Below are 18,293 nucleotides of genomic sequence, written 5' to 3'. Positions count from 1 at the left end.
AGGTGAGCTTTTATCGTATTTTAAAAAAGCTATATTTCGTCTTGAAGTTTTGAAATGACTTGTTGAATATTGATCTTATTTTTATAATTATCAAGCCAAAAGAGGGGGACGGGTAAGTTTTTACAATTCATTTTATAGTTTTTTACGAAGTGTAACCACGTACCAATGGGAAGTGCACTGTAGTCATTTGTTGCGACATGTTGGCGCAAAGCCTTCATGATCATTGGGCTTGGGACGTCAGATCCCATAAGGCGGCGGTCATTTTGTAAACGTAATTTAAGCCACATTAAAGCAAGGGGTGAAGTCCATTGTTTCCCGTAACAAAAAATCGATGAAAAAAGGAAAGGATTTTTTACTGCGTAAGTTAAAGCCCATAAAGCCAAAAAAGAAGGTGCATAGAGAATTACTTTTCTTTTTGGTTCCATATTACATTGATAGGTTGGTTTAATACGATAAAAATACAATGTTATATCTGGTATGGAAAAGAGGGGCAATGTTTGATAACATGTTTCAGGTACAGCTAAAAAGATTTGCTTTTTGCTTCTTGAGGGGATGTTTTTTTGCATTTAGAACCATACTGGGGCTTGTGAGATTAAAAAAAATGTACCAATATTAAAGTGAAAAGCTTTTGAGATGATGTAAGCGCTATTTACTGTACAGTTTCAAAAAGCGAAAGCAGTTTTTTCAAAATCCTAATCTTTAATATCGCACAATATAAAGAGAAGTTTATGGCACGTCAATTTATCTACCATATGGCTGGACTCAACAAGTCTTACGGCAATAAAAAAATTTTAGAAAATATTCATTTGTCTTTTTATCCAGATGCGAAGATCGGTATTTTAGGGCCAAATGGTGCGGGTAAATCAACTATTTTACGTATTATGGCTGGGCTAGATAAGGAATATACGGGAGAAGCGTGGCTTTCTGAAGGAGCACGTTGTGGCTATCTACCACAAGAACCTGTGCTTGATGCAAGCAAAGATGTGCGTGGCAATGTGATGGAAGGTGTTGCAGATAAACAGGCCATTCTTGAGCGTTATAACGAATTGATGATGAATTATAGCGAGGAAACGGCTGATGAAAGTGCACAGCTTCAGGATATTATTGACAGTCAGAATCTTTGGGATTTAGAAAGTCAAGTGGAAATGGCAATGGCTGCTCTTGGTTGTCCGCCAGCTGAGGGGGATGTGATAAAACTTTCGGGTGGTGAAAAGCGGCGTGTGGCGCTTTGTAAATTGCTTTTGTCAAAACCTGATTTGTTGCTTTTGGATGAACCGACAAACCATTTAGATGCTGAAACGACAGCTTGGCTTGAAAGGCATCTGCGTGAATATCCTGGCGCCGTGCTTTTGATAACCCATGATCGTTATTTTCTCGATAATGTTACGGGTTGGATTTTAGAGTTAGATCGCGGTAGAGGTATCCCTTATGAGGGGAACTATTCTGCTTATTTGGGGGCTAAAGCCAAGCGTTTGGCTCAAGAGGGGCGTGAAGAGGCTGCGCGTCAACGTGCTTTATCACGTGAGCAAGAATGGATCGCTTCTAGTCCAAAAGGGCGGCAAGCAAAGTCAAAAGCGCGGATTAAAGCTTATGATGAGTTGGTTCAGGCGGCACGTGAACGTCGTCCTGGAGAGGCGCAAATTATTATTCCTATTGGAGAAAGATTAGGACAGGTTGTCATTGAAGTTGATCATCTCTCTAAAGCTTATAGCGAACGTGTGTTGATTGATTCTCTCTCTTTTAAACTTCCTGCTGGGGGCATTGTCGGCGTTATTGGTGCTAATGGTATGGGAAAGTCGACATTGTTTAAAATGTTGACAGGACAAGAACAGCCCGATTCAGGCCAAATACGGATTGGTGAAACAGTTCACATGAGTTATGTGGATCAGAGTCGCGATTCTTTGGCGGGTGATAAAACTGTTTGGGAGGAGATTTCTGGTGGAAATGACATTATTAAGTTAGGCAAATATGAAATGAATAGTCGTGCTTATTGCGGGGCTTTTAATTTCAAGGGGGCCGATCAGCAGCAGAAGGTGGCAAATTTATCAGGAGGGCAGCGCAATCGTGTCCATTTGGCGAAACTTCTAAAAGAGGGGGGGAATGTGCTTCTTCTTGATGAACCGACAAATGATCTTGATACTGAAACGTTGGGTGCATTGGAAGATGCATTAGAAAATTTTGCTGGTTGTGCCGTGATCATATCGCACGATCGTATGTTTCTTGATCGATTGGCAACGCATATTTTAGCCTTTGAAGGTGATGGCCATGTGGAATGGTTTGAAGGTAATTTTGCTGAATATGAGGCTGATAAAGTTCGCCGTCTTGGGGGTGAAGCCCTTAACCCTAAGCACGCAAATTATAAGCCTCTTACACGCTAGAATTTCTTATCTTATGGGAACTTTATTGAGAAAATAGTGTGTTTTTGTGTTTATGATTTCATCAATAATGTCGTGTGTATTCCGTGGAAGTTTTTATTCATGGGAAAGAGGAGAGGCTCTTTATGAGACCATGACGAAAAGAAAGCTATTCTATTTGTGATATATACTATTCTTGCTTGTAAAATTGCCATGAAGAGGGGAAATCTTTCATAGAAAGTGCCATTGTACAAATGCTCTGGTCGTTGAGCATTAGCGTCTTTAATTTAAAGCTACAAACTGAAACCATCCTATTATTTATTCTCTTCCAATGTTGGATAATTTTTGTTTTGAGATAGCTATAAGAGGCATTTCACTTATTTTCTGTGTTTTTGTCCATAGGCCGCCATTTCTGAGGTGCAAGAGAATAGTTTAATTGATTTACCATGAATAGGTTTGAAATGAGAAAAGATGACGATATTTAGCCTTTTATTTAAGTTAAAAATGATAAATAATCATTATAAATCAAATTGTTATAATTATTTATGGGTAATGAGATAAGATCTGTTCATCTTTTACAGTAGCCTATTTTTTTCATAGGATGATAAAATGGCGGGAATGAAATAGATAAGAATATGCGCATTATGCTTGACTTTTTTTTCTATAAACAAATGTTTATAGGAAGGTTTAGGGGATAATTATGAAAAAAAGTACAAGTTTAGATGCAATGACTGTGCTGCTGAAAGCGGTAGCAGAAGTAAACCATTTACGTGTTCTTAGGCTCTTGCATCATGAAGATTTAACAATCGCTGATTTTATTTTTATCCTTGACCAGTCGCAAGTGTGTATATCACGATATTTATGTTTATTGTACGAAGCACGATTGATTGAGCGTTATCAGAAGGGAGGTTGTCTTTATTTTAAGCTTTGTCATGATTTTTGGGGTAAAGATATTGTGATGGGCATTTTTTCGGCTTTTCCAAAGCATGATGTGTTGTTAGCGCACGATTTAGAACGTTTGAAGGATGTCAAAAAGCAGCGTCAAAAAACGAGGAAGAAGCATTTTTTACAAAATATGTCGCAATGGGATCTCTTACGATCGTCCTATATGGTAGATCACAGTGTGGAAAATGCTTTACTTAAAATCGTGGGTGATAAGCCATTTCAGACGATGCTAAATATTGGAATGGGTGGAGATTTTGTTTTAAAATTGTTTTCTGATCTTTATACGCATGCGATTGAAATCGTGCTTGATCGTGATGTTTTGCACTTGCCTGTTGGAGAGACAACTTTTGATTTAGTCATTCTTCATTGGGTTTTACATTTTCTTGAAAATCCTGAAATGGCTCTTCATAAAATATCAGGTGTTTTGCGTCCTCATGGGCGTTTATTGATTGTGGATTTTGGTTATCATAAAGCTGAATCTTCACATTCTGATCAAGCGCATATGGGGTTTGGATTTTCGGCTTTACAAATAGAACAATGGCTTAAAAATGCAGGACTTGTTTTAGAACAAACGATTTGTCTTACTCCTATACAAAGTGAAAACAGTGAGGAGTGTGTGGTGACACTTTGGCTTGCTCGTGATCCCCGTTTATTGGTTGATGATATCAAAGATAAACAAGTCAATTTTGCATAAATCTCGTTTGTTAATGTGCTTTATTCTCTGATTTTTCTCAAGGAATAGTGCAGAGATGAAATTTTATTAAATCATTGAAAAGTTATTATTTTTTATATTTGCATTATGTTTTTATATGAGGATATTGGTGTTTCATAGGGGCGTGGAGGCTGTGTAATGAACTCTTATAGATGAAAGGCTATGAAGATTGTTATTTAAGGTGCCTTGATATCATATTTTTAATTAATCAATAAATTGATTTTAAAAGATCATTCATCTTTTAAAACTCCAATAAGAGTCTTGAATACAAGAATATTTTTTTATTTCAAACCTTTTATTTTACAATCCAAAGGCGTCTGTTTGTCTGTTACAAGAGGAGTTTTTTTGTGTCAATAAAATCGTTTGAAAGAGGAAATAGATCTTTCGCGCATTTTCTCAATGTAAAAGCAGTTGCAATATAATGTGGTGGTGGTTCGCACCTTCATACATGTTAAAGATAGTGGTTCCTAATCTTAAGTTATCTCTTTAAGAGTACCAAGAGATGGGGTGAAACAGGGTTAAGGGTATGGATGAGAAATGCCTTAGAGTTTTTCATGGGGAAAAACATTAAAGAATGAGAAAAGCAAAGACGTGGGGCAATGCGCTAAAAGATATGGATGTTTTTGAAAGCCGTAAAGGACATTAAAGGGTGATGTGATGGTAAAGATAGAAACTGGTTTCTACTCTTTCCTATTCTTTTCAAAATGAGGCGCTCTTCTAGCTTCAGAGATGACTCAAACAGATCTATGCAATATTTTTTTCCAATTTGGTCTATCAAAGCTGGGACTGCTTAACGTGGTTTTCATTCGCTTTGATCTTTGTCTCAAACATGCTGTTATGTTTGGAATATATGTTGATTTACAAGCCATAGAAAGACAAAAGCTTAGTAGATAACATCATATAATCACTCATAAATTGGTTATGGATCAGAGAGATATAGCGAATTTTATAAAACATTTTGTGAAACAATAATTATAACACATCTGGCTTTACTTTTATTTCTTCTTACAAGCATTCATATATATGCTTTGCATTATATTCATAAAAATCAAATTGGCGGTGATTTGTGGGTAATCCGTGGCGGAAAGTAAGAAAGAAAAGCGTCATATTACACTAAAGTTTTCTATCTCTTTACCATGAAAAGCCATGAAGGTTATTAATAAGTCCATTTTTCTTGCCAAAAGTGGATTTCTTTTTTTGTTGACGCGCGCATCTTATGGCGCAGCTCGTGGGTGAAATAGCATAAAATTTATAGGGCAGCATGGTCTTTAGTTTAAATAAAAGTTGTAAGCTGGCATCATTATTCTATTTTCAGTTTTCAATATTGTGTCGTCCTTGCTTTAAAATGGGCTCATCGGAGATATTTTGATTCCTTTTTATCGTTTTTATTCATAGGCCAATCTTACTTATGATGGGCCATAGTATGGGTTTGATTGATTCCATATAAGAAGATTTAAAATAAGGGACGCTTATAAGATCGGGAACGGTCATTTAATATGTAAAATGACCAATAATTATTAAAATCAATGTCTTGATATGTGACAAGTAGCATAGCAATTTTTGAACATAAAAATTGTTTTATTTATCATTTTGCAAGGCAGTTTAAGTGGTAAAGTTTAAAAGGAAATATCTGCTTAATCATTTTTTATGATACCACATAGGGATTTGTTGGCTATTGTTAAGATAGCTTATCGTTATTGGAAGTGATCATAGTGCATGATTCGAAATAAATACCTTCAGAGTTTTCGTTTTTTGTAAGCTGTTTAAATTTTTCATTGATGTTGTTGCGTAAGAGATTTGACAATATTTTTAAATGATCATTTTCAGAAATTTTCATGAAGATAGATAAGACTTTTTTCTTTAATTAATTGTTTTAATTTAAATAATTCATATTTTCTTTTGAACAGGTGTTTCTGCTTTTATTGTATAAGGCTTAAAGACGACGTTTTTCTTTTGTGGTGATCGCTGCTGGGCTAGTGATTCTGCTGATTCTATTTTTTATAGGGCGAATATATACAGATTACTTATTTTTTAATTATGATCACCCGAGTTGTGAAAGAAATTATTATAAAAATTATAATGGTGGTAGATTCTGATTGATGCTTGCCGAAATAAAATTGCTTCAAATTGGGGCATTTTTGAATTTTTTTTGCCTAAATTTCAACATTTTTAAACAATTTATAATTCTTTTGTGTTTTTTTGCGGAGGAGATGATAAGAATTTCTTGTTGTTTAAAGCATTTTATTCCATAGCAAGAATATTGCATCGGCTATCTTAGTGGTTGATGCGAGAAGACGATCGGGGAACCTCCTCCCCCCCCCCGCGTGGATCCCCTAGATTGTCTGGCCTGACTGAGGATTTCCTCAGTCAGGTTTTTTTATAAATTGTTTTTAGGGCTTTGTAAGGTGTTTGCAGGGGCCTTAAAAGGCGTAAGGTTTGCTATTGTGTAGCATGTAGTACTAGGGGGATAAGAGTTTATTGAGTCGTTCGTATTATCGTGTTCATTTTCAATGATGAGAGTTTTTCTTTATTGAGAAATCGTTGAATGCTATAAAGAGAATCTGTGTTTGATTCTGTGATCTTTAGGTAAGAGATAATGGGATTTTTCTCCGGTCGTATCGCTTTTATTTTATTTATTTTTCTTATTTTTGGCGTTAGCATTTTTGCTTCCCGCAGTGTTGTCGTTCATAAGTTTCTTTCCGGCTACATTTCTTCTTCTTCTTCTTCTTCTTCTCAGCAGGTTGAGGTAACAGAGGAGTTGTTGCTAGAGAGATGGGCAATGGCTTTTCCAGATGTTATTGAGCGCCTTTCTAAGATGAGCCCTCAGCAGCAAGAGCTGTTTATTGAGCAAGTGCGTCGCGATGCGGTTTCATTTGCTTCTGGAAGTGGTCAGAGTCGTGAAGAGGCTCACAAGTTTGGTGAAACTGTCGCTATGGCTCTTTCAAAAGCGATGTCTCGCCCTTCCATTGCGAATGCTTATTTTTAACTATTTTTTTAATCACACTTTTAGGTTTTATTTTAAGGGGCAGAGCTTTTCGTGAAGTTTTGAAAAGTGCGAAGAAAGTAATCAATTTGTAAGATAATTAGCAAAATTTATCTTATCCAAAAGGTAGTCAATCAGAGTATTAAGAATAAGGTTGCGATCATTACAAAAGTGATCGCAAGTTCATCGAGGACACTTCACGGTGAACGGCGTTATCGATGTCTACAATGATAAAAGAAATAAAAAACAGCTCAAATCAAAACCGTATTTTCATAAAGGGTGAGAATAATTTGAGAGCGCTCATTTGTAGAAAAGAAAAGGTATGAATTGCTGTAACAGAATACGTTAAGCACATTTTTATATGCTCGTTATTTTTTCTGTTTAATAGAGAAGATGGAAAATTTTTAAAAGGCTTGAGCTTCCTTTTTCTTGCAGCTTTTAGGATGTTTACTCACTTGTCCGATTTTTGAAGATGAGGTGCAAGGCTAATAAAAGGCGGATAAGATGATAATCTGGGATAAGGCAAAAAATATTTCGATGAGGATAAGAAGTTCATTTTCCTTCAAAAGACTTTGAAGGTATTGCGTTTTCGAGTATTTAAAAAAACAGACAAAAATAATCGTTAAGCTTTGTTGTAGAAACAAAGAAGGATATGATTTTTTAAAGATATTTTTTTATAATGGTCATTTATCATTTTATATGTGAAATGCGAACCTCGAACATTGTGAAGTTCTCTCGTTTTAAATCTATTAAAGCAATCAAAATCAGTTTTTTGCACAACACAAAGCAAGGGGCTTTTGTGGATAAAAGCTCTTTTTAGAAAGAAGTAAAAAGCTTCTTTGAATCATCCAAATATTAAAGGCTATTGTAATATTTTGAATGCGTAAAGAGTATGAGGATTTTGTATCTCTATGAGCTTTTTATGCACAATGATATGTTTTGCGATTGGGATATGTTTTGCGATTGGCTTTGCTTGATGGTTTATTGGGTATTAAAGAGTATTGCGGGCATTTATTGGCGCGTGGGAAGCATTGATAACGATTTTTATTTTTTGTGAAACTTGTGCGATATCGAGGATCTTCAGTAAAGATTGTCTTTATTGCTTTGTGGAATTGATCTCAATAAAGAATTTGCTCATTGTCTGTAAAAAAATATTATGCCTATTTAAATTGCTATTTTTGTACTATAAAAATTGAGCGATACAATAGCAATAACAGAAATGGATAGAGTATATCATTTTATTGAATATGCTATAAGATTAACTATAGTCTCTTTATTTTTTTTATTTTATAATATAGGAAATCTATAATTTGTGCATAAAGAGATTTTCTTTTGTTGCAGAATTTTATCTTGAAATTGTCTTAGTATTTCCTTTTTCAAGCCGTTCTTTTGCTTTCTTTTTTTGTACAATACGCTCGCAAATTATTTGCGGATAGAATTTGAGAATGTTGTGAAGAGAAAGAAAATGCAATTTTTGAAAATCTTGTTAAATACAGCGTGTGCTGTATTTTTTGTATTTGATATAAGCTGGACTCATAGTGCTTTAAATATTGCAGAATCAAAAGAAGGCTCAGTGATTGTTGCTTCTAAGACACCTGCTCGTCCTTATGAGTTTCTTATTCAGAAACTTGCAACTAAGCATAATGTTCCCGTTAATTTAGCACATGCTGTTGTAAAAGTTGAAAGTAATTATAAGGCGGGCATAAAAGGGGCGGCGGGCGAAATAGGTTTGATGCAAATAAAACCCTCTACGGCACGAGGCTTGGGTTTTAGTGGTTCTGTAAAAGATTTGTACGATCCTGCAACCAATCTTGAATATGGTATGCGTTATTTAGCACGGGCCTATAAACTCAGCGGAGGAAGTACGTGTGGTACAATCCTTAAATATAACGCAGGTCATGCAGCAAAAAAAATGAATTCCATTTCGGCGAAATATTGCGCAAAAGTGAAAATGTATTTGGCTTCATTAAAATAAAAACGTCTTTTGAAAGAGATTGGCTCTAAAATATTTTAAGATGCTATTTTCACGGAGCAAAAAATGTTTTATAAGTTAGTGTGTCAGTCGGCTGGGCAGCCGCGCTTGTCCAATGCTGAAAAGCGGCAGGTGAGGAAAGTCCGGGCTCCATGGAAAGACGGTGCCGGGTAACACCCGGCGGGGGTGACCCTAGGGAAAGTGCCACAGAAAGTAAACCGCCTATTTTTATAGGTAAGGGTGAAAGGGTGGAGTAAGAGCCCACCGCGCATTCAGTAATGAATGTGGCAAGGTAAACCCCACCGGGAGCAAGACCAAATAGAAATGACGTGCAAGATTTAATTTGCAGCCGATTTCCGGGCGAGTCATTCGGGTAGGTTGCACGAGGCGGGTGGTAACATCCGTCCAAGATGAATGGTTGCCATGTAAAGTACAAGCTTTACTATACAGAACCCGGCTTATAGGCCGACTGATATTTCATGATGCGCGATATTTTATAAGATCAATGACATATGGATTTTTATGGAGTCTGTGTTTGAAATGGACACTTAAATAAAGAGCGTTTTAAAAAATTATAACATTTCTTTAAGTATAATACGTTAGGGTGTGTCTTGGGATAGCTTTAGCTTTTTCGCTCATAATGATTAATATGAAAGTTGAAGATTGGGTTATTCTAATATCGGTTGCCATGAGAGGGCTGTTGATTTGAAACAGCATAACTTCAAGACGGATTATTTTGACAAAACAGGATCAAAGAGCTGAACGCCATATTCCAGTGTTGTTGCAGCCAGTTTTGACTGGGCTTATGCCATTGGTTGGAGCAAAAGTGATTGATGGTACTTTTGGTGCTGGTGGTTATACGCGCGCTTTGTTAAAGGCAGGGGCAGAAGTGATTGCTCTTGATCGTGATCCTCATGCTATTGATGCAGGACAATCCCTTGTTGATGAATTTTTTCCACGGCTTCGTTTGGTCCATATGGAATTTTCACAGCTTGATCGTGTCGTTGAAGAGAAGGTGGATGCGGTTATTTTGGATATTGGTGTTTCTTCAATGCAGCTTGATGAAGCAGAAAGAGGCTTTTCTTTTCAAAAAGATGGTCCCTTAGATATGCGAATGGCTCAGACGGGTTTTACAGCGAGCGATGTTATCAATCATTTAAAAGCAAGGGATTTAGCGCGTATTTTTAAGATATTAGGAGAAGAGCGTTATGCAGGGCGAATTGCACGAATGATTGAAAAACGTCGTGTTGTTCAGCCTTTTTTGCGAACAGGTGATTTGGCCTATGCTATCGAAGCGTTGGTAGGGCGTAAGCCTGGAGATCGCATTCATCCTGCAACACGTGTATTTCAAGCTCTTCGTATCTATGTTAATGATGAAATCGGTGAATTAGCGCGTGGTTTATTTGCTGCTGAACGCGTTTTAAAAGCTGGAGGCCGTTTGGGGGTTGTCAGTTTTCATTCTCTTGAAGATCGTATGGTCAAAAGATTTTTTTCGGCTCGTTCTGGAGAATGTATAAGATCACGCTATTTGCCTGAAATAAAGCATTCTCCAGCAACGTTTTTTCCTTTGTTTAAAGGAGGAATAACGGCAAATAAAGAGGAGTTACAGCAAAATCCTCGTTCACGTTCTGCAAGATTGCGTATGGGGGTGCGGACTGACGCAGAGGCTCTTGCAGAAGATATGAAATTATTTTGTTTAGCAGAAATTGCCAGTTTTGAAGGTGGCAAGAAATGACAGTTTTCCGTACATTTGATATGATTTTAGTGATGATTATGATTTGTATGGCAGGTCTTACTTATAAAGTAAAATATGATGTTCAAAAACGAATGAGCGAGGTTCGTCATCTTGAACATGAAATTGCTGCAGCAAAAAATACGGTGAGTTTGCTTCATGCTGAGTGGGCTGTCATGATAAAGCCTTCACGCATGCAAAAACTTGCAAAACGTTATCAAAAAGAACTTGGGTTAGAGGTTATAAAGCCGCGTCAAATCGTGGAGTTTAAAGACATTCCGGTACGGGAACACGATCCAATTGAAGAAGTGATTAAACAAAATATCTTGGAAGATAATCAGGATATTTTGGTAAATAATCGGGCTTCTCAAGTCAATGGCGTTGTTCAAAAAGGCGCACAGCAATGAAGTCGCCCTTTTTATTCTCACAGAAAAAAAAGCGCTTAAAAAATTCGTTGAATAATCATAATGCTTTTGTTCGTCATCCCTATTCTAGTCGTCCACGTTTGCTTTTTTCGTTGTTCTGTTTTTTAATTTTATATGGCATCATAGGGGCTTGCCTTATTTCTTATGGGTTGGAAGGTGGACAGATTGAAGAAGCTAAGGGACCAGGCGTTCTTCAATTGATGGCACGGCCTGATATTGTTGATCGTAATGGTCGTTTATTAGCAACAGATATTAAAACCTATTCACTTTTTGCTGAGCCACGGCGTATTATTGATGTGGATGAAACAATTGAATTGCTCTCAACAGTTTTGCCTGATCTAAATTGGCAGGAAACTTATAAGCGTTTAAAAAGAAAAATCGGTTTTTCTTGGATACAGCGTGGGTTAACACCCATGCAGAAGACGCAAATTATGGCTCTTGGTATTCCAGGAATTGGTTTTCGAACTGAAATTCGTCGTTTTTATCCCGATGGACCTATAACCTCCCATATTCTCGGCATAGTCAATGTGGATAATCAGGGCATTGCAGGTATGGAAAAATATATCGATGATACGGGGTTGAGTGCTCTGCGTGCTGCTGGTCTTGCCGTGGAAGAATCATTAAAACAAGTTCAGCTTTCGATTGATGTGCGTGTTCAGGCAATCGTTCATGATGAACTTATTCAGGCTATGAAGCGTTATAAGGCAATTGCAGCAGGCGCTGTTATTTTAAATATACATACGGGGGAAGTTTTGGCTTTGGCATCACTACCGGATTTTGATCCTGGAAATCCTATTGAAGCTTTAAAAAGTGATCGTCTTAATCGAATGACGGCTGGGACTTTTGAAATGGGATCGATCATTAAAAGTTTTACGACAGCCATGGCCCTTGATTCCGATATTTTTCATTTAAACAGTATTATTGATGCTTCAAAGCCCATAAAAGCAAGTAGTGGCTATACGATTCATGATTTTCACGGAAAAAATCGTCCCTTAACGTTATGGGAGGTTTTTATTTATTCTTCCAACATTGGTTCTGCTAAAGAGGCATTAGCGATAGGGATTGATAAACATCGTGGTTTTTTGCAAAAACTTGGGCTTTTGGATCGTCTCACAACAGAGTTGCCTGAAGTTGCCCATCCTATTGTGCCACGTCATTGGAAGGATATCCATTCTATGACAATTTCTTTTGGGCATGGTATGGCAACAACCCCCTTGCAAACAGCTGTTGGGGCTGCTGCTTTAATGAATGGTGGTTGGTTGATTGAGCCAACATTTTTAAAACGGACAAAAGAACAAACTTTACACCATGCAAAACAGGTTTTGCAGGCTAAAACAAGTCAAAATATGCGTTACCTTTATAAATTAAATAGTGATATTGGTTCTGGGCGTAATGCAAAAGTAGAAGGTTATCGGGTGGGTGGAAAGACAGGAACAGCTGAGAAAGTTGAAAATGGAAAATATTCTAAGACAAAAAATTTCAATAGTTTTCTGGCTGCTTTTCCGATTGATGATCCTGCTTATGTTGTTTTAACAATTATTGATGAACCTAAGCCAGAGGAGGGGAAACATTCTGCAACAGCAGGGATGAATGCTGGACCAATGCTTGCTAATATTGTTCGTCGCTCAGCGAGTTTTCTTGGTGTAAAGCCCGATTTTAAAAAAGAATATGAGCCTCTTTTAGGTAAAAAGAGCCATTCAAGTTTCGTTAAACAACGGTAAAATGAATATAAAGGTGCGTCGTTATGTTGTTTGGAACAGTTTTTACAGAATGTCTTGAAGATCAGAAGCTTTCTTCAATGGAAATAACAGGAATCAGTGCAGATTCCCGACAAGTCTTGCCGGGCTATGTTTTTGTCGCTGTTCAAGGAAAACAAGGGGATGGAAGACACTATATCAATGATGCGATAAAGCGTGGAGCACGCGCAATCGTTACAGATTGTCAGGCTGTTCTTGAGGATTTATCTGTTCCAATTTTACGTGTTTTGAATGTTCGTCATAGTCTCGCGTTGGCAGCTGCCCGTTTTTATGGTTCTCAGCCTGAAACGGTTGTTGCTGTGACGGGTACAAGCGGAAAAACATCTGTTGTCTCTTTTATTCGGCAAATTTGGACTCATGTTGGATTGTGTGCTGCGAGTATAGGAACAGTTGGTGTTGTTTCTCCTAAACGGAATGATTATGGTTCTCTCACAACACCTGATCCAGTCGTCTTGCACCGTCTTCTTTGTGAAATTTCTCATGAAGGTGTGACCCATGCAGCTCTTGAAGCCTCTTCACATGGGCTTGATCAAGGACGACTTGATGGAGTCCGTTTAACGGCTGGGGCTTTTACCAATTTAGGGCGAGATCACATGGATTATCACAGGTGCGTAGAGGATTATTTGCGGGCTAAAATGAGGTTGTTTGATACACTTTTGCCTGTATCTGCTCCTGCTCTGATTTTTGCTGATGATGTCTATTCACAAAAAGTTATTGATGTAGTTACACAAGCGCGCCGCCGTGTCTTGACAATTGGACGTAAGGGGCAATTTATCACGATTAATCGTGTTGAACATCAACGCTCAAAACAGTGTATTGAGTGTCGTGTGGAAAACAAGATTTATACATTTGATTTGCCTTTAGCTGGAGATTTTCAGGTGGCCAATGCGCTTGTGGCAGCAGGACTAGCCATTGCAACAGGTATTTCACCTCGTAAGGTTTTTTCTGCGCTTGAAACTTTGCAGGGAGCACCTGGGCGGTTAGAGCTTGTTGGAAAGACAGAAAAGAATGCGCCTGTTTATATTGATTATGCGCATAAACCAGAAGCTTTGGAGCAGGTTTTGCTTTCTGTTCGTCCCTTTACGCAAGGGCGTTTGGTTGTTGTTTTTGGTTGTGGAGGGGATCGAGATCAAGGAAAAAGAGCTTTGATGGGAAAAATTGCAGCGGATAAAGCGGATATTGTTATTGTAACGGATGATAATCCTCGCACAGAAATGCCAGAAAAAATACGCAAGGATATTTTACAGGCGGTACCAAAAGCAATAGAGATAGCAGATCGTGGTGAGGCTATTTCTTATGGGGTGGGGCTTTTGAAAGCTGGTGATACACTCATTATTGCTGGAAAAGGTCATGAAGATGGCCAAATTATAGGGCAAACAACTTATCCTTTTTCAGATCGTCTGAAAGCAATAGAAGCTCTAGAGGACCGGAGGAGATGACAGCTTTATGGGATAAACAAGCACTTGTTACTGCAATTGATGGTGTCGTAATTGGAAGCGTGCCAGAAACTTTTCCTGGAGTCTCCATTGATAGTCGTACTCTTGCAGAAGGCGATATTTTTTTCTGCATTAAGGGACATTATCTTGATGGTCATGATTTTGCTCTGCAAGCTTATGCACAAGGTGCAGGCGTTCTTATTGTTGCGGAACACCGTTTGAGAGATATGGAAAAGATATCTGCTCCACTCATTGTTGTTTCTGATGTTTTGCAAGCCTTAGAAAAACTTGGGAAAGCCGCACGCAAACGTTCAAGAGCTAAAATTATTGCGATAACAGGTTCGGTTGGAAAAACAACAACAAAAGAAGCTTTGAAACAAGTACTGGCAACGGTTGGCAACGTTCATGCGAATCTTGCTTCTTTAAATAATTGCTGGGGGGTCCCGCTTACTTTAGCGCGGATGCCTATGGAGAGTGATTATGGTATCTTTGAAATTGGCATGAATCATAAAGATGAAATTCGCCCATTGGTCCAACTGGTTTGTCCGCATGTTGCTCTCATTACACATATTTGTGCAGGGCATATGGGTTTTTTCAAAGATCTTGAAGAAATAGCAGAGGCAAAAGCTGAAATTTTTGAAGGATTGGATGAGGAAGGTACTGCCATTTTAAATGCGGATAGTGCTTTTTTTTCTTATCTCGTTCAAAAAGCAAGGCAATGCGGTGTGAAAAAGATCTTAAGCTTTGGTGAGACTGAAAATGCTGATTATCAGGCGCGGGATATACATCTTTTAACCGATCGTTCTTCTATGATGGTGCGTATTGGAGGACAAGATAGGGAGGTCAAAATTGGTGCTCCTGGACGCCATATTGTGCAAAATAGTTTAGGAGTTATCGCGGCTTGTGATGCTATTGGTGTTGATTTGGATTCTGTTGTGTTTTCTTTGAGCCATTTTTCTTCTCAAAGGGGGCGGGGTATTCGTTATCGGTTGTCTTTACCAAATGGGGGTGAATTTTATCTCATTGATGAAAGCTATAATGCTAATCCCGCATCTATGCGTGCTGCTCTTGAGCTTCTTGCTACAGGACCAGTAGGAGAGGAGGGGCGGCGAATTGCTGTTTTAGGGGATATGCTAGAGTTAGGAGAGTATAGTGAAAAACTTCATCGTGATTTAATAAAGCCAATACGTCTTTGTGGTGCTAATCCCGTTTTTTTATTTGGTGAGGCGATGAAATCTTTAGTCAGTGATTTGTCTGCTGATGTTAAGGTGCATTATGCTGAAAATATTGAGAAAATTTTACCGCTTCTTTTGGCAGAAATTTCTCCTGGGGATCTGCTTATGATTAAATCATCCAATAGCCTTTGTTCATCAAATATTGTTACTGTATTGCTTGATCGCTATAAAGCGGTTTCTTCATAGTTTTAAGAGGTTTTTTGTCCCATGATGCTGTTTTTTTCTTCGTTTAGTGATTGGCTTCCGGGTGTGAATGTTTTCCGCTACATTACTTTTCGCACGATAGCAGCAATGCTGACTTCGGGACTCATTGTTTTTTTGTTTGGGCCTAGCATCATTGCTTCTCTTAAATTGCGCCAGGGAAAAGGGCAACCAATTCGTGCCGATGGACCTCAAACACATTTTAAAAAGGCTGGGACGCCTACAATGGGTGGATTGATGATTTTAACGGGTATTGTCGTATCGGCATTGTTGTGGTGTAATTTATCGAACATTTATTTTTGGGTATCGCTCTTGGTTATGCTTTCTTTTGGGGCAATTGGGTTTTATGACGATTATCTTAAGGTTACAAAACAAACAGACAAAGGATTTTCTGGGAAAGCACGGTTAAGCTTGGAGTTTATTGTTGCAGCAATTGCTGCTTTTGTCATCCTGCAAATTGGCTCATCTGGATTCGCTTTGCCTTTTTTGAAAGATTATCTTATCAATTTGGGTTGGTTTTTCATTCCTTTTTCTGCTTTTGTCATTGTCGCGACGGGGAATGCGGTTAATTTGACAGATGGACTTGATGGGCTTGCTATTGTTCCTGTGATGGTTGCAGCCTTATCTTTTGCTTTGATTGCTTATCTTTGTGGTAATATGAATTTTGCTGATTATCTCCAAATACACTATGTATCGGGAACAGGTGAACTTGCTGTTTTATTGGGAGCTGTTGTTGGGGCAGGGCTTGGCTTTTTATGGTTTAATGCACCGCCTGCTGCTATCTTTATGGGAGATACTGGCTCGTTGGCTCTTGGAGGATTATTGGGGACTGTTGCGGTCTCTACGAAGCATGAGATTGTTTTGGCTCTTATTGGCGGGCTGTTTGTTGTGGAAGCTTTTTCGGTCGTTATTCAAGTTGGTTATTTCAAATTGACAAGAAAACGCGTGTTTCTTATGGCACCGATCCATCATCATTTTGAGAAAAAAGGCTGGACTGAAAGCCAAGTGGTGATACGCTTCTGGATTATTTCAATTGTTCTTGCTCTCATTGGTCTTTCAACACTTAAATTGCGGTGAGATTTTGATTTCTGTTGCGTGTTATAAAGGTCAAAAAGTTGCTCTGTTTGGATTAGGGGCGTCTGGATTAGCAACGGCACAAGCATTGATGCATGGCGGTGCGGAAGTGGTGGCATGGGATGATAATCCTGTAAGCGTGCAAGCAGCTTTTGAGAAAAATATTCCAACAAGCGATCTTCATGATGAAGACTGGTCAGAATTTGTTGCATTGATTCTCGCCCCTGGAGTTCCTTTAAATTATCCTCAACCCCATTGGGTTGTTGAAAAAGCGCGAAAAAAAAATATAGAAATTATCGGTGATATTGAATTATTTGTTCGTGCGCGCCATCATTTTTTACAGCATTCTGGTTTTTGTGATGAGGATGTTCCTTTCATTGCGATTACGGGAACGAATGGAAAGTCGACAACAACGGCTTTGCTTGCGCATTTGTTGGAAAAAATGGGCTATGATGTGCAGATGGGGGGAAATATTGGACAGGCAATATTGACGCTTAAGCCTTTTGTTAAAAAACGTATCTATGTGATTGAATGTTCATCGTTTCAAATTGATCTTACTCCCTCTCTGCAGCCAACCATTGGGCTTTTATTGAATTTGACACCTGATCATATTGATCGCCATGGGAGTTTTTCCCGTTATATGCAAACCAAAAGGCATTTGGTTGCTCAGGCTTCTCAGGCTTTTATTTCAGTTGATGATGCAGCTTGTGAGATTTTGTATCAACAATTGCTTCACGAGGGGCATCAAATTGAGGCAATTTCCAAGGATCATTTTGTTGAAAATGGTTTTTATGCAGATGGAACTAAGCTCTTTTCTGTTCGTCAAGGACAGCGACATATGCTTGCAGATCTTGATTCTATGGCTGCTTTGCGTGGAGGTCATAATGCGCAAAATGCTCTTATGGCCTTGGCAACATTGCAGGCTTTAAAAATAACCGATCACTCTATGAACAAGCATTTGGCAAGCTATAAAGGGTTGCCTCACCGTATGCAGCAGGTACGTAAGATGGGGTCGGTGTTGTTTATCAATGATAGCAAGGCGACGAATGCAGATGCAACAGCGCCTGCACTTTGCGCCTTTAATGATATTTTTTGGATTGTTGGGGGACAAGCAAAAAAGGGAGGGATTGAGTCTCTTAGAGAATTTTTTCCTAAAATTCGTAAAGCCTATTTGATTGGGAGTGCGGCGGAAGAATTTGCGCGCATTATTGGTTCTGCTTTTCCTTTTTCAATGAGTTTAACTTTGGAGAATGCGGTGCGTGAAGCGACCATTGATGCAATGCATTGCAAGGCAAAGGAGGTGGTGGTTCTTTTGTCACCGGCTTGTGCAAGTTATGACCAATTTAAAAATTATGAGGTGCGGGGCGAAGCATTTGTCTCTTTGGTGATGCAGTTACAATAAAAAGAAACATCAATTATAAAAAAATATTTTTGCGTTAAGACTCCAGAATCTTTTTTTGTGTAATT

The 18,293-nt window shown here is 38.3% G+C and carries 12 protein-coding genes and 1 other RNA gene; 12 read left to right on the top strand and 1 reads right to left on the bottom strand.

Annotated features, from left to right (window positions below):
• Positions 1-29: 29 nt before the first annotated feature.
• On the bottom strand, positions 30-566 hold the full coding sequence (locus PVV66_RS02495) for a hypothetical protein (protein ID WP_273717856.1): 537 nt from the start codon (positions 564-566) through the stop codon (positions 30-32).
• A 162-nt stretch (positions 567-728) separates the two neighbouring features.
• Here PVV66_RS02495 and ettA point away from each other — a divergent pair, with 162 nt between their 5' ends.
• The 12 genes from ettA (at position 729) to murD (ending at position 18,228) form a co-directional block, all read left to right on the top strand.
• Positions 729-2,378 carry an energy-dependent translational throttle protein EttA gene (gene ettA, locus PVV66_RS02490; RefSeq protein WP_273717854.1) on the top strand — a complete coding sequence of 550 codons (1,650 nt, stop codon included), beginning with the start codon at positions 729-731 and terminating at the stop codon, positions 2,376-2,378.
• Positions 2,379-3,054: 676 nt separating this feature from the next.
• On the top strand, positions 3,055-3,993 hold the full coding sequence (locus tag PVV66_RS02485; RefSeq protein ID WP_273717853.1) for an ArsR family transcriptional regulator: 939 nt from the start codon (positions 3,055-3,057) through the stop codon (positions 3,991-3,993).
• Positions 3,994-6,607: 2,614 nt separating this feature from the next.
• Positions 6,608-6,997: a hypothetical protein gene (locus PVV66_RS02480; protein ID WP_273717852.1), complete on the top strand. Its 390-nt coding sequence runs from the start codon at positions 6,608-6,610 to the stop codon at positions 6,995-6,997.
• 1,462 nt (positions 6,998-8,459) lie between these two features.
• Positions 8,460-8,969, top strand: a complete 510-nt coding sequence (locus tag PVV66_RS02475) for a lytic transglycosylase domain-containing protein (RefSeq protein ID WP_273717851.1) — start codon at positions 8,460-8,462, stop codon at positions 8,967-8,969.
• Positions 8,970-9,052: 83 nt separating this feature from the next.
• Positions 9,053-9,443, top strand: an RNA gene (rnpB, locus tag PVV66_RS02470) — RNase P RNA component class A.
• Between the two features lie 259 nt (positions 9,444-9,702).
• Entirely contained in the window at positions 9,703-10,701 is a 999-nt protein-coding gene (rsmH, locus tag PVV66_RS02465) for a 16S rRNA (cytosine(1402)-N(4))-methyltransferase RsmH (protein ID WP_273717849.1), read from the top strand.
• Positions 10,698-11,105, top strand: a complete 408-nt coding sequence (locus tag PVV66_RS02460) for a hypothetical protein (RefSeq protein WP_273717848.1) — start codon at positions 10,698-10,700, stop codon at positions 11,103-11,105. Before rsmH ends, PVV66_RS02460 begins: the two co-directional genes overlap by 4 nt.
• Positions 11,102-12,844, top strand: a complete 1,743-nt coding sequence (locus PVV66_RS02455; RefSeq protein WP_273717846.1) for a penicillin-binding protein 2 — start codon at positions 11,102-11,104, stop codon at positions 12,842-12,844. The genes PVV66_RS02460 and PVV66_RS02455 overlap by 4 nt, the downstream gene beginning before the upstream one ends.
• A gap of 23 nt (positions 12,845-12,867) precedes the next feature.
• Complete coding sequence (locus PVV66_RS02450) at positions 12,868-14,319, top strand: UDP-N-acetylmuramoyl-L-alanyl-D-glutamate--2,6-diaminopimelate ligase (RefSeq protein ID WP_273717844.1); 1,452 nt, start codon at positions 12,868-12,870, stop codon at positions 14,317-14,319.
• Positions 14,316-15,737, top strand: a complete 1,422-nt coding sequence (murF, locus tag PVV66_RS02445) for a UDP-N-acetylmuramoyl-tripeptide--D-alanyl-D-alanine ligase (RefSeq protein WP_273717843.1) — start codon at positions 14,316-14,318, stop codon at positions 15,735-15,737. The genes PVV66_RS02450 and murF overlap by 4 nt, the downstream gene beginning before the upstream one ends.
• Positions 15,738-15,758: 21 nt before the next feature.
• Positions 15,759-16,829, top strand: a complete 1,071-nt coding sequence (gene mraY, locus PVV66_RS02440; protein ID WP_273717841.1) for a phospho-N-acetylmuramoyl-pentapeptide-transferase — start codon at positions 15,759-15,761, stop codon at positions 16,827-16,829.
• 4 nt (positions 16,830-16,833) lie between these two features.
• Positions 16,834-18,228, top strand: coding sequence for a UDP-N-acetylmuramoyl-L-alanine--D-glutamate ligase (murD, locus tag PVV66_RS02435; RefSeq protein WP_273717839.1), 1,395 nt, complete (start codon positions 16,834-16,836; stop codon positions 18,226-18,228).
• Positions 18,229-18,293 lie beyond the last annotated feature (65 nt).

Origin of the sequence: Bartonella sp. AU16XJBT (assembly GCF_028618665.1) — a bacterium.
Taxonomy (GTDB): domain Bacteria; phylum Pseudomonadota; class Alphaproteobacteria; order Rhizobiales; family Rhizobiaceae; genus Bartonella.
The sequence above is the reverse complement of the archived record's forward strand: the minus strand, read 5'-3'. Positions and strand labels throughout refer to the sequence as shown.